The sequence below is a fragment of the Isobaculum melis genome (genome assembly GCF_900111355.1).
In the GTDB taxonomy this organism is placed as follows: Bacteria; Bacillota; Bacilli; order Lactobacillales; family Carnobacteriaceae; genus Isobaculum; species Isobaculum melis.
In genome coordinates, this window is sequence record NZ_FOHA01000001.1 from 223,324 (window position 1) to 237,239 (window position 13,916).

Here is a 13,916-nt window from a genome sequence, read left to right on the forward strand (position 1 = left end):
TGTCTGCTATCTTTTGCCATCCATCATCATACTAGTATGCATTTGATGGCGGCTTTCTGATGATGGCTGATGATTATTTATATCACGTGTAGAAGAATAAGAATGACAAGGTTTTTGATGGCGTTCCATTCTGTCATACATATCATTTGCTTGTTCTTCAGAGATAATATCATCTTCTACCATCTCATTGATGTGCTGTTCACGGTTTTCTGATGAATGTGGTCTGATATCATGATGATTCATACCAAAACCTGGAGAAAAAGCACTTACAACTCGATTTGTTCCTAAGATAATAATTAATAGTAGCGTACCTACAACAGCAATTCTTTTAAATTTTTCCATTTTTTCACTCCTTTTTTACTTGTGGCTAAAGTATAATCAGTAATTGTGTCAAAAGTATGTTTTTGGCACATAAAAAGCAACTAAAGAAAAACACACTTTCGCCATGATTATCATGTACAATAGAAGGGAAAAGAATGAAGGAGCGTTGAGGATGAAAAAAATGCTAATTGTAGATGATAACAAGCAAATTACAACAGTCTTGGAAAGCTATGCTAAAACTGAAGGTTATCAGTGTGAAATAGCCAAAGATGGTGAAGAAGCCATTGTTTTATTTCAGCAATTTCAACCTGATATCCTTTTATTAGACGTGATGATGCCAAAAAAGGACGGATTTCAAGTCTGTCAAGAAATCAGAAAGCAATCTACAGTTCCAATCATTATGATTACAGCTAAAAGTGAAGATTATGATAAAATTATGGGCTTAGATATGGGGGCCGATGATTACATTGTGAAACCTTTTTCACCAGCTGAAATCATGGCAAGAGTGCGGGCTATTTTGAGACGTGTGTCTGTACAGGAAGCAACCAATGAACAGCAGGTTTGTGAAGATTTAGTCATCGATATGCAACAGTATGAAGTGAAGATAAAAGGGATTGCTGCTTCATTAACAAAAAAAGAAATTGAACTATTATGGTTATTAAGTACAAATAAAAATAAAACATTTTCAAGAGAAAACTTATTAGATAGCTTATGGGGGATTGATTATTATGGAGATAGTCGGACCGTTGATTCTCATATTAAAAGACTACGCGCTAAGATAGAAGCAATTGGTCAAACAAAATGGTCTATTCAGACAATTTGGGGAGTAGGGTATAAATTTGAAGACAATTAATATCACACACAATAAAATTGCTAAAAAACTTCTGCTTTATTTTGGTGGCACCTTACTATTTTTTTCTTTCATTATTGGTGTCTTATTTACTTTGTTGTTTCGTTCGCATACATTAACGATTCATCAGCAAGAAATGAAAAAGCAAGGAAATGCTATTGCAGCTTCAATGGCTGAATATATGGAGGACTCACATAAAGGCATGATGGGACAAAGACGATACTTACAAACACTTGATGACGTGATGACTGGTGATGTTTGGCTCATTGATAAGAATCATGATTTGATTACAGCAGATACTCATAATAGTGGACACATGGGTGGAATGATGAATGATTCGACGCCTCTTAACTATCAAGATTTACCAGAAAATGCTTCTCAAGTAATTGAAAATGCATTACAGGGAGAGGCATCCTTTAATGAAGAGTTTAATACCATTCTAAAAACACCCGCTTTAACTTTTGCGACACCAATTTGTTCAGCAAATGGCAAAATTCTAGGTGTTGTTTTATTGCATAGTCCAATTACAAACATTGCTAGTGGCACCACTGCTGGATTAAAAATACTTGGATTAAGTATGCTGATTGGCCTTGGCTTATCCACTATAGTGACCTATTGGTTAGCACATCATTTTACACATCCTTTAAATAAAATGAATGAGACGACTAAGCAATTGGCAGATGGAAAATATGATGTCAAAACTCAAATTGCTCAAAACGATGAAATTGGTGAGCTAGCACAATCTATTGACCAGTTATCAATGACCCTCTATGATGCAAGTCTTGAGACAGAAAAGCTAGCGCAATTACGAGCAAGCTTTATTGCCAATATTTCACATGAACTAAAAACACCAATCACAGTCATTCGTGGATTTTTAGAATCTTTACAGGACGGCGTTGTGACAAATCCAAAAGATGTTGCAAGTTATCATCAACAAATGCTTGCAGAAGTTCTGTTTTTACAGAGATTGGTAGGAGACCTACTAGACTTATCTAAATTACAGCATTATGAGTTTGCAATCAAAAAAGAAGCAATAGATATAGCAAGCCTGATTCAAGATCTTAGTCGTAGCTTAAAGCCTCTTTTAACAACTAAGCAGCTTCAATTACTTGTTTCATTTGAAGAGGAGCAGCCTTTGGTTGAAGGAGATTATGGTAGACTTAGACAGCTATTGATGATTTTGTTAGATAATGCAGTTAGATACTCACCTATTTCTGGAATGATCAAGATCAAGCTTTATCAAGGGGCTTTGGAAATTCAGGATCAAGGTCCTGGTATACCGATAGCTGATCAGCCTTATATATTTGACCGCTTTTATAAAGCAAGAGATGAGTCGAATAAAAAAGGAACAGGGCTTGGTTTAGCAATCGCAAAAGAAATTGCGAAGCGCCATGACATGGATTTAACCGTTTCTGCAACAACTGAAGGAACCACTTTTAGGTTAATCTATTGAGTAGCTAGACTAAACTAACAACCGACAAACTAACTGATGAGGATGTCGGTTTGTTTATACTTCATATTCAATGATATACGGCGTTAGTTCTGTATTGTAAAAGGAGTAAGTGACTTGAATGATTTTCTGCTCTGGTGTGTAAACTTTTCTGATACGTTGTAGCATATTAGCTTCATTTGTTGAAAAGACTTTTTGTTGTTGCTTTGAAAGTTTTCCAATTGTGAAGGAATCTGTAAAAGAGCAGGTGCTCTGTTGATTTTTGGTGAGCCATTTAGTTAAAGTTGTCTGTTCTAATTCCGTTTGGATGGAAATGAGATCTTTATCTTGTTGTAGAGGAATAAAGTGTTCTAAAAGTAGATAAGGAAGCCCATTTAAAAGAAAGATTTCTATGATAGAGAGACATTCGCTACCAAATATGGCATAAAGTGGATGGTCTTTTTTTAAGGCTATTTTGGTAATAGAAGAGCTATCATTTGTTAATATTAGACCCTGTGCTTTTAAAATATCAACAAAAGAATGGACTCTTGTTAATTTATTAAATAAACGATTGCTAAGGACGACTGTGCCAATGCCTGTTTTTTTCTGAACATATCCATCAGCTACAAGGAGGTCAATGGCTTTCCGAATGGTAATTTTACTGACCTTAAATTTATTTTCTAAGATGATTTCAGTTGGAATATGTGCACCAACAGGGTAGATTCCTTTTATAATTTCTTGCTTAATTTGATGGGCAACTTGTTGATAAACTTCTTTTTCTGGTTTCATAAAGCACCTCTTCATTTTATTGAAATTACTAGTAGAACAGCTGGATTAATTCATCTTTTTTTTATAATATTTTGACAGTTAACGGGGAGATTGTTAATAGTAAATGTAGTGAAAAACACTTCGTTTTATCCGCTTCTTTTTAATGGGTTTATATTATTTTAACATATCTTTTTCGATAGGTAAAAATATATACATTTATATTTTTGATTGTTTTTGAAGATAAAATTAAAAATAAAATAGGGTTAGGTTTTGTTTTTAATTGTATTTATGAATAATTTTTGGTAGGGAGAGGAGAACAAAAAAACTGTCGGCAGGAGAAGCCGACAGTTAAGGAGTTTGTTCATTTTACTTTGGAGGAGTAAAATTGAAAAAGTTTGGTTTGTTTGGTATGACTAAAGTATACAAATAAAATGTGAAGAATGATTGAAGAAAGAGTAAAGAATTCCTTTAAAAGATTAAGAAAGTTTATGGTTTCTGCTGATAAATTTGTTATACTAGCTTTTGAGAGCAATGATGATTGGGGTGTCAAATAATGGGGAATAAAAGGTCTAACTGTCCAGACTACGGTGCAGCAATAACAGTTGAACAGACTCGTTGCGAGGATTATTATCCTCAAGAGCGTCAACTGCTAACACCAAGTGAGATGACAGAAAATTTAACAAAACAACTCAATCAAGCAGCAGCTTATTTTTCAAATCAGATAAGCTTAAAATGCTTTAAAGGTTTTTTTTATTTTGGTATATTAAGCATACTGATTGGTGCAATTGAATTATTTAATGATAGAAATAGTGGGATTGAAATTCTTATTTTTTACTTGCTTTGGACAGTCATTTTTTATTTTTTAATCATTATCCAAAAAAATAAAATAGCGTCAGAACAAGAAATTGATCAGCTACATCAAGTTGTGGTGAATCAAGTGATAAAAAAAATATTTTCAGAAGAAAAACAAGTCAATCAAAGGATTGCTCAGCCCATTCAGCTGGATGATTATGATCTAGATAAAAGAGCCCATTTGCGTTTGGTTAAAGGAAAAGATGGTAGGGTTAGATCCTCTCAATATCAGGTGGCATCTATTCAATTTTATCAGGAATATTTAGCCATCTACACCTATCATTTTTCATTATTAAAAAATGAAGGTAGTGCGTCTTTTATTCAGGTACCATACAGTAAAATAACAGCTGCGACGTCTATTGTTCAAGCTTATATAGAGATGGATTGGCGTGGGAAAAAACAAGAAATCCCTATTGAACAGTTATTCATTCAAGGAGAGAAATTGGCATTTTTAGAAATGACTTTGCAGGGAGAAAACATTGGTCATGCTAGCACAAAAATAAAACAAATGATTCAGCAAAAAAGTCATGTTTATTCATCATGAAAAGGAAAGGTCTAACCAGGTGTTAGGTCTTTTTTTATATTTTTTAAAAGTAAAAGAAAAATAGGATGTATCAATAAAGAATGATTTTTACTTTTCTCGAAAGCTTGTGTCCCTTGTTTCTGTTGGTGTTTTTGGGTGTTCTGATACTTGCTGAAATAAATATTATCTTTAAGTTATAAAAACTATATGCTAGAATATAGCTGATTTACTATTCTGATATAAGAGGGTGTGGCGAGTGAAAAAAATATTGTTTGTAGATGATAATGAGGAGTATCGCCTGTTTTTTAAAGAATTATTAATCGTATATCATTATGATGTAACCGTAGCAAGTAGCGCTAGTGAAGGATTAGAAATGTATAAAACAGAATTCTTTGATTTAATTATCAGTGACTTAAAAATGACAATTATTGATGGTCTGCAATTCCTCTATCTGATTCGAAAAATGGATGAAAATGCAAAGGTAATTTTATTGACTAGTTCAGATGAGGATGAAGATGAAGTAAAAGGCTTAGAGCTTAATGCAAATGATTACATAAAAAAATCAGCTTCAATCAAGGTTTTATTAAAACGGATTGAGAAAGTATTAAATGAATCCATTGTTTTTGAAACAGCAGAGTTAAGAAGTAGCGCTGAAAATATAAAAATTGATTTAAAAACACGAAAAGTCTATAAAAACGAAGAAGAAGTCAGCCTGACCTTAAAAGAATTTAGTATTTTGGTGCTTTTTTTAAGAAATAAAAATATTGTGCTTTCAAGAGAATTGATGATTAAAGAAGTTTGGCGAACGAATGATGAATTTGTAGATATAAGAATTATTGATACACATGTTAAACGCATTCGAGCCAAGCTTTTTGTGAATTGTATTTTTTCAATAAGAGGAGTTGGCTATGAATGGGTGGAGTAGAGGTATGAAAAGGATATTTAAGGATCGGTTTATTTGGGTAATGACACCAATTTATCTACTTGTGATTTGTTTATTAGTGTGGCTGATTTATTCTTTACCAGCAATCTATAATCAAATTGATACAAATAGGGTGGAGGAGATACGTGAAGATATCACGCAAATCATTCAGAGAGAGGAGCCGGATGATTTAGAAGAGAAATTAGCAGATTATGTGGCAAAACAACCATTAGAATTAGCTGTTATCAATGAACATGGTTTTTATTATGCGACAGTTCCAACAACAGATTTTGCAACATTGGATCAATGGGTCAACGAAGCTGTTCTGAGTTATCATTCAGCGTATACTATTCAAAAAGATCAAGAAGAATACCAAGTTTGGCTTGCTATTTATCAATTAGAACCACAAAACTTTTTTGAAATTTCAACTTTTTTTATTTTTTTAGGTATTATTCTGTTATTTAGTATTGTATTGCTTTTAGTATTGATGATGCGTAAACAAATACTGCATCCATTGAAACGTTTAAGAATGAATATTCTCAAGTTAAAAGAATTTCGTCTTTCTGAAGTTTCACCAATAGATAAAACATCTGCTTATGATCGTTTATCTGTTGAGCTCCATGAATTTACAGATGATCTTCAAGGGAAAATGGAAACGATTGGTACAAAATACACGGCTTTAGAAAAAGAGTTACAAGCTAAAAATGAGGAGAGTATTTACAAAGAACAATTAGTGCGTTCTGTGATTCATGACTTAAAAACCCCAATCAGTATTGTTTCGCTAGAATTGGAGCAAGTGAAGGAGCAAGCTTCATTAAATCCAGCCTTAGTTCAAAAAATAGAAACCATTGAAAAACGAAATCAAGGTGTTCTGACAGAAATTAAGGAAGCAATTCTATTGATTCATGGAGAAAGGGTAATCAATCAATGTGAAAAAATCGATTTAGTAAAAGAGGTTCAAAATACGATTCGTAGATTTAACCCGATTTTATCGAAACGTCAAATTCGTTGTATTGTAGATGTGCCAGCTGAGTTAATGGTTTATATGGATGTGATTGAAGTTAAGCAACTATTACACAATATTATGTCTAATATTGCGCAATATACAGATGAAAAAGGTGTCTTTGAATTTACTTTATTTGAAGAAAATCAATCTTTAAAAATGAGTGCCTATAACGAAAGTGCGGATATTGATGCGATTGATTTTGAACATGTTTTTGATTTGTTTTATCAAGGAGAAGTACTTGCTAAAACAAGTACAGGTGTCGGAATGTATACAATTAAAAAGACAGTTCAAAAATATCAAGGTACTTGCCAGTTTTCTAAAAAAGAAAACGGTGTTGAGTTAAGGATTGAGATACCACTGGAGGCTGTCCAAGATGAATAGAAAAGTGAAATGGACAGTCTTTTTTTTAGTCTCCTTTTTTAATCTATCACATCCCGTATTGGCGCAAGAAGAAATAGCAGATAGCTATGAAGAAGCCTTTCGCAAAGAAACAATTCGTTTACAAGAAACCATTGATTCACCAGGAACATACTTTGTAGATTTGACCTATGACCATCAAGGAGAAATGATCAAAAAACAAGTGAAGGTAACCGTCACAGGCGAACAGACTATTATTGAGAAAGAAATAGCGATTGATGCCCAACCAATTGAAGTCACTACAACTGAGGTCAAAAGCTTCACAAAAGAAGACTGGATTCGTTTAGGGCAAGCGAAAGCTTGGGAAACCAAAGATGGTGAAACCTTACCGATTATTGATGTTGGGATGCAGGAGCTAAAACCAGAAATTGGAAGCTATCCTTTAACCTTTCAAACCATTCATGATGTTTCAATTACTGTGCAAGTGAATGTATTAAGAGATACTAAAACTGATTTTAAAAGCAATCAGGAAAATGGTTGGCATGAAAGATTACCTAGCGATCATCCTATAGGCTGGGAGCAGTATGAAGTTTTTTTAAAATGGATGATTCAAATTGGTTTATTTGCATCACTATTGATACCATTGGTTTTTCTATTAACACAATACTTTGTAACAGAAGCAACCATTAAGAAAATTATTCAAGCGATGATTCAAAATTTAAAATGACATAAAACTCCGCAATTGTCCTGTTGGATAACTTTGAGTTAGTTGGGTGGGTTAGATATTATAAGTGTATAAGAAAAATGCAATACACTTATGATTGATACAGGAGGAAAAAAGATGAAGAAGAATGTTTTTTTAGGGAAGCTCATGATTTTGCTAACCGTTGCCTTGATGATATTTAGTCAAGTCAATCTAACCGTATTAGCTGATTCGTTACATAGTGAGGGTGAAGCACCTGAACAGTTAGAGTCAAATGATACAACAGAAATTTTAGATGAATCAGAAAATGAGGCAGAAGAAGATCCAGCGGTAGATTCAGCAGTAGATTTGATTCAGCCAGAAACAAACAACAACATTCAACCAGAAAACAACAACTTAGGAGAATTATTTGAAAACCCATTATTACCAGTAAAAGAAGAACCAAAAGGACCAGTTCAAAGAATTGGCGAGGAAAAAGAAACTGTAAAAGTTTCATTTACAGTTAAATATAATATTCATGAAAAAGATCCATATACTAAGCCTGAATGGGCTACAAAAGAAGTTTATTCAGTTGAAAAAAAACCTGGTGAAACAATTGATGTGGCACCAGAAATTGATTTGACTTTTGAGGATAATTTACTAGAAGGCTATACGCTTCGTGAGTGGTGGGATCGTTATCCAAATCCTTCAACAGGAGAAGGATTGATTTCATTTCCTTATGTAGTGGGAGATGAAGATATTACCTTACAAGGACGTATTAATAATTATTATACTCTTTGGTATTTGGGTACAGGTGATAAAAAATATGGCGAACTTCTTAAAGAAGACCCATATCCACCTACAAAAGAAGGGTATACATTTATAGGCTATTCTGAAATCTATAATGATGATCCTGAAACTGCTAAATTGTGGGATTTCGCTGTAGATAGAATGCCAGCACATGATTTAAGATTACATCCAGTGTTTGCACCAATTGTGCCAGAAGAACCAGAAAAACCTGAACCAAAAGAATACCAAGTAACTTATAATGTTGATGGTGTTGAAACAAAAGCAACAGCTGTGGCGGGAGAGTTTTTAACAGAACCACCTGCGCCAACAAAACCTGGTTATACCTTTAAAGCTTGGTATACAGAACCAGTTGGAGGAACAAATTGGATTTTTTCTTTTGGAAAAATGCCAGAAAATGATATGACACTTTATGCACGATTTGAGAAGATTAAAACTTACTATTTAGTAACGATTATGGATGGAGATACAAGAGTTTACTTTGGTCTTGTATTTGAAGATAAGCTGATCAAAGAACCAGAAACACCATCAAAACCAGGCTATACTTTCTTAGGCTGGAAACCAAATAAACCAAATGCTCCTTTCTGGAATTTTGCGACAGATACAGTTTCAGCTATCACAACATTGAATGCTGTTTATCAAGCAGATGATCAAACCATTACATTTGATGTGAATACAGGTGATCCTGCCAGTCAACCAAATGATTTAATTTCACCAACAGATAGTGATGTAGACGTAGATGCGATTCAAGTACCAACAAAACCAGGTTATACCTTTACAGGTTGGTTCAATGGTACAGAGCAAGTATCAGGAAGCATCAAAATGCCAGTAGGTGGACTAACACTGACTGCGCATTGGACTGCAGCTGATCAAACGATTGCGTTTGATGTCAATACAGGTGATCTTGCGAGTCAACCAAAAGACTTAGTTGCACCAACAGATAGTGATGTAGATGTAGATGCGATTCAAGCACCAACAAAACCAGGGTATGCTTTTGCAGGCTGGTTCAATGGAACAGAGCAAGTATCAGGAAGCATCAAAATGCCAGCAGATGGCTTAACACTAGCTGCACATTGGACAGCCCTTGATCAAACGATTACATTTGATATTAATGGTGGAGATGCAGCAAGCAAACCGCAAGATATCATTGCACCAACAGATAGTGAATTAGATATTGATGCAATCGAAGTACCAACTAGAGAAGGCTATACCTTTGCAGGTTGGTATGATGCAGCTGATAATAAAGTAACTGGTAAAATGATGATCCCTGCTGGAGGTTTAACGCTTAAAGCAGTATGGGATGAAATCGTAGTGGAAAGTGAATTAACAATTCAAGCGAATGATTTTGAAATAAAATTGTCTGAATTAAAAGACTCTCAAGCTAAAGGCACGTTAGAAGAAATCGTGTTAACTAGAAGTGGAGCGCAATTATGGGATAAAGTTACAAATCAATCAATTGATGGGGCAATTGATGTGAATGCAGCAGATTTATATCTTGTGAAAGAGACTGGAAATTATCTAGTTGAGATTTCTCATACCATCGATAATGGTATCACTAGAGCAATGCCAAAAGTTGTGACTGAAACTGTTCAAGTAACGGTTACAAATGATGTGACTGAAAAACCAATTACAGAAGATCCAGTAATTACAGAACCAAAAGCACCAGTAGAAACAGCGGAAACACCAGTAGCAAGTAAAGAAGAAACAAAAGAACTTCCTTCAACTGGAGAAAAAGTATCCTTTGAATTCTTAGGTGGTATGATGCTGTTAGTAGTAGGTTATTTCATCCAAATGAATAAAAAAAGAGCAACAAAAAATTAAGTTTATTTAAATACAGATAATGAAAAATAAAAGTATCCGATCTTAGTTATTGAAAAAACTAGGCATCGGGTACTTTTTCCTTTATGATAGTAGAAGTGACAGAATAGAGAAATAGAGGAATCAATATGTGTATAAAAGAAAATAGAACAGTTGAAGTGACAAAAGAACATCATCCAATTCATGGTGTCATTGCCTTAAAAGCAGAAAATGCAAGTGAATTGATTTTTGAGAATGCGATTGTATTGAGTCGCATTTTATTTGAGCCTAACTTGATGAGACAAGCTGAACAGGTCGCTGAACCTTATCAGCAAGAGAAGCTCATGAATGTCTTAAAAGCCGAGACTGAATTTACAATAGAAGTATTTAAAGAAGGCATAAAAGGCGAATCACAACAAACCTTATCGATTACCTATGATCAGGAATACATAGGCATTCATTTTATTATCCCTTATCATTGCTATCAAAAACATGCGACATTAATCACAGATTTTATCGAACAAACTTTGAAGGAAACGGGTCTATTTGCCTATTTACGTAGTAATGAAGAACGACTATTTAGTAATATTTGGCAACCAGAATTACGACAAGATGGCTGTGAAGGGCTAACGATGGTTAGAAATGAACAGGGGCAAGTCATTGTTGATTTAAACCAATTTCCTGGACAAAATTTGACTTATCAAGCCTTACAATTTACTTCATGTTGGCAGATGTGGTTTTGTCAACCTTATTATCAATGGCTACCAAAGCAAGTATTGAAAGATTTCCGTGAAGGTGTATCTAATGAAGCAAAAGATTTTGGCGTAACCCATATTACCTTATATAAGGATCCTACAAAGTGGCAACAAAAGGAAAATATTATAAGACAATGGGCATTTAGAAATCAGTGTGGTATTGATGAAGTGACCCAACATTTAGTGTTAAGAGAGCCTTTTGTAGAAGTTGCAGCGGTAACTGAAAAACAGGCCATTTATAGTGTGCAATATCTGGATGATTACTGGCGACCAACCAGTAAATTAACCGCAACGAGAGGCTTATTTCGAATTTATGATGATAGAGGAGAAGAGATTCTATTTGAACAAAGGAAAGGAACAGTAGCGCACCCAGAAGATTATTTCACAAAAAAGACGTTCTTTACACAAGAATGGCTGACAAAAATTGAGATTTTTACAGAAATGTTAATAGATGGAGGCTTACAAATTTGTCAATTCTATCTCCATCGTTATTTGCATTTGAAAATGGATTTAGATAAGAAAAAAAGTAAACGTAAATTGGTTATTTTAGTGCCAAAGGGTGGACTAGAAGCTTTAAATGTAGAAGTGTTATTAGCGCCATATGTTGTCCAAAAAATGAAAAAAATCAAGCAAGGTTGTAGTTTTGTCATTAAGAAAAAAAAGACAGTTTTACATGTGGTCATCTTTGAAGGAAAGAAAAAAGAAGCTTAATGTTTTTTATTCATTAGGCTTCTTTTTTGTCAGATATTCTTTTTCTATCGTAGTCTCTCCATTTAAAAACAAAGCTTTATCTTCAAGTAATAAATCAATTAAATGCTGTTCCTTTAACAATTCTAAAATCTGAATGGCTTCATCCATTTCTTCATTTTCTATCTCCGGGTAGTTTGCTTGCAGTAAAGCTCCTTTTCGAAATAATGCGACAGCATAACAATCATACATGCCGTTCTCTTTGGATTCTATCAAAATTTCTTCTAATAAATCTAAGGTTGTTTGAGAAAACTTTCCGTTTGTAAGTAATAAGCCAGTCAGATTTAATTTAAAGGCAACCTTTAATTGACTATCAGGTAAAAATTGCTTATATTTTTCTAATTGAGAAATTGCATTACGGCCAATATTAATCGCGACTTCAATTGGAAAGATAAATAGGATACAATTAATTAGCTTTAAATCTGAGATTGTCCAAAGATCAACTTTAGAGAGTCTAGTCCAAATGGGTTCAACTAATCTAGTTGCATTTTCAAAATTATTTTTTCTAATATCAATAATAGCTAAGGCGACTTCCTTTAACTCTTTAATATAGAAACTATCATGTTCATTTAAATAATCTGAAAACTCCGTTACTAGATTTGATAACTTATCAATATCTGAATTACTTAAACTAGAATAAAATTTATTGGTTAATTCTTGATATTGGGTGAGTCCATAATTTCTGTGTATAAAGAAAAATTCATCAAAAGATAAATTTAATTGTTGTAAAATTAGTTGGAATTTATGGATGCTAGGTATCACTTCATTTTTTTCAATTTTAGCAATCAGGGAGCGATTAAATTTACCATCAGTCGCACTTTTTTGAGAAATACGTCTGGCAATTCTAATAGATTTCATTGTATTACCATAGTAATCTTTGGCCATATCATCACATCTCGCTTCTTTATATATTTTAAATAGAAATAAGTATTTGGAATAAGGGGTATGCCTACATTATACATCATAAAATGTGTTATGATAAGGGCAAGAAATAAGGAGGTGAATGAATATGTTCGATATTTTATTAGGATGGATTATCCGTTAAAGAAATGAAAAATTGGTGCAAAATTATGTATGCATTTTGCATCAATTTTTCTTGTTTCTAACAGAAATTAATTTCATTATATTTCTCATCTAAAAAATATTGCTCTTCATATATACCTTTTTTCGCTTCATAAGACTTTTTGACTAGCTACAACACAACCTCTAAAGTACTCTCAAATTCCTTCATTGCTTTAGGAATCCTCTTAATGATTTCACTTGGTAGAGTGACATAAGACGTTTCGGCAATTAAGTCACTAATATGGCTGTGTAAAAAGACCGCAGCTAAGATGGCTGATTTCTTATTATGCATTTGAGCCAAGAAGCCACCTAACATACCAGCAAGCGTATCCCCCATGCCACCAGTTGCCATTGCAGCTGTTCCGCTTTGATTTTGCCAGACATCTTGTGGAAAATAAATTTCAGTGAGATGCTTTTTCAGCACAATCACACTATTCAATTGCTCTTGACTTGCTTGATTATTTTTAACTGTTTGCTTGTCAATTGGGAGACCACTTAATCGTTCCCATTCTTTTTCATGTGGCGTATAAACGGTAAAGGCCTTTGATTGTGGTAACGGATTTTCAGCTAATAAGGTAATTGCATCACCATCAATAATCAGGCTTTGCTCAGCAGTTAAGCTTGAACAAATCGTTGAAAGCAGTAATAAATCAGCTCCTGTTCGACCTAACCCCGGACCAACTACCACCACATCTGTGGCTTGAAGTGCCGCCATTAACTGCGCTTGATCTTTGATGTCTAACACCATTGCCTCTGGTAATCGAGCATGGAGTGCAGCATGGTTACAAGAATGTGTTGCAACCGTCACAAGCCCTGCCCCACTCGCTACAGTTGCACTAGCAGCTAAAATGATAGCACCGCCCATTTGTTCATTTCCGCCAATTAATAGCACACGACCATAGTCACCTTTATGTGAATATGCTTGTCTTTTAGGCAACAAGCCTTGCACGATTTTTTTCTCTAATAAATGCATTATCAGCACTCCCTTCAGTCATTTCATGCTTTTATTATACTGCTTATAAAGCTGATTTTCTACAG

General features: G+C 34.0%; 12 protein-coding genes. 8 read left to right on the top strand and 4 right to left on the bottom strand.

From position 1 onward, the window contains the following. Window positions 1-6 precede the first annotated feature (6 nt). Window positions 7-342, bottom strand: coding sequence for a hypothetical protein (locus BMW29_RS01130; protein ID WP_092649398.1), 336 nt, complete (start codon window positions 340-342; stop codon window positions 7-9). A 151-nt stretch (window positions 343-493) separates the two neighbouring features. Here BMW29_RS01130 and BMW29_RS01135 point away from each other — a divergent pair, with 151 nt between their 5' ends. Next, entirely contained in the window at window positions 494-1,174 is a 681-nt protein-coding gene (locus BMW29_RS01135) for a response regulator transcription factor (RefSeq protein WP_092649400.1), read from the top strand. Beyond that, window positions 1,161-2,624: a sensor histidine kinase gene (locus tag BMW29_RS01140; RefSeq protein ID WP_092649402.1), complete on the top strand. Its 1,464-nt coding sequence runs from the start codon at window positions 1,161-1,163 to the stop codon at window positions 2,622-2,624. The genes BMW29_RS01135 and BMW29_RS01140 overlap by 14 nt, the downstream gene beginning before the upstream one ends. A 54-nt stretch (window positions 2,625-2,678) precedes the next feature. On the opposite strand, the gene BMW29_RS01145 is transcribed toward BMW29_RS01140, so the two are convergent. Continuing rightward, the gene (locus BMW29_RS01145; RefSeq protein WP_177165626.1) at window positions 2,679-3,389 is read right to left on the bottom strand and encodes a GntR family transcriptional regulator; all 711 of its coding nucleotides are present in this window, start codon (window positions 3,387-3,389) and stop codon (window positions 2,679-2,681) included. A gap of 532 nt (window positions 3,390-3,921) precedes the next feature. On the opposite strand from BMW29_RS01145, the gene BMW29_RS01150 reads away from it, so the two are divergent. The 6 genes from BMW29_RS01150 (at window position 3,922) to BMW29_RS01175 (ending at window position 11,780) form a co-directional block, all read left to right on the top strand. Beyond that, window positions 3,922-4,764 carry a hypothetical protein gene (locus BMW29_RS01150; protein WP_092649406.1) on the top strand — a complete coding sequence of 281 codons (843 nt, stop codon included), beginning with the start codon at window positions 3,922-3,924 and terminating at the stop codon, window positions 4,762-4,764. Window positions 4,765-4,999: 235 nt separating this feature from the next. Then, on the top strand, window positions 5,000-5,668 hold the full coding sequence (locus BMW29_RS01155; RefSeq protein ID WP_177165627.1) for a response regulator transcription factor: 669 nt from the start codon (window positions 5,000-5,002) through the stop codon (window positions 5,666-5,668). A 4-nt stretch (window positions 5,669-5,672) separates the two neighbouring features. After that, window positions 5,673-7,052, top strand: a complete 1,380-nt coding sequence (locus BMW29_RS01160) for a sensor histidine kinase (RefSeq protein ID WP_177165628.1) — start codon at window positions 5,673-5,675, stop codon at window positions 7,050-7,052. Continuing rightward, window positions 7,045-7,755 (top strand): hypothetical protein, encoded by a 711-nt coding sequence (locus BMW29_RS01165; RefSeq protein ID WP_092649413.1) that lies wholly within the window; start codon window positions 7,045-7,047, stop codon window positions 7,753-7,755. The genes BMW29_RS01160 and BMW29_RS01165 overlap by 8 nt, the downstream gene beginning before the upstream one ends. 114 nt (window positions 7,756-7,869) lie before the next feature. Continuing rightward, window positions 7,870-10,338 (top strand): InlB B-repeat-containing protein, encoded by a 2,469-nt coding sequence (locus BMW29_RS01170; RefSeq protein WP_177165629.1) that lies wholly within the window; start codon window positions 7,870-7,872, stop codon window positions 10,336-10,338. A 125-nt stretch (window positions 10,339-10,463) separates the two neighbouring features. Beyond that, window positions 10,464-11,780: a hypothetical protein gene (locus tag BMW29_RS01175; RefSeq protein WP_092649418.1), complete on the top strand. Its 1,317-nt coding sequence runs from the start codon at window positions 10,464-10,466 to the stop codon at window positions 11,778-11,780. Between the two features lie 6 nt (window positions 11,781-11,786). Here the strand turns inward: BMW29_RS01175 and BMW29_RS01180 are convergent, their stop codons facing one another. Together BMW29_RS01180 and BMW29_RS01185 are read right to left on the bottom strand one after the other, a co-directional pair. Then, a complete protein-coding gene (locus BMW29_RS01180) occupies window positions 11,787-12,701 on the bottom strand; it encodes a helix-turn-helix domain-containing protein (RefSeq protein ID WP_092649420.1) in 915 nt (304 codons plus the stop codon). A 307-nt stretch (window positions 12,702-13,008) separates the two neighbouring features. Next, window positions 13,009-13,851 (bottom strand): NAD(P)H-hydrate dehydratase, encoded by an 843-nt coding sequence (locus BMW29_RS01185; RefSeq protein ID WP_092649422.1) that lies wholly within the window; start codon window positions 13,849-13,851, stop codon window positions 13,009-13,011. Window positions 13,852-13,916: the final 65 nt, after the last annotated feature.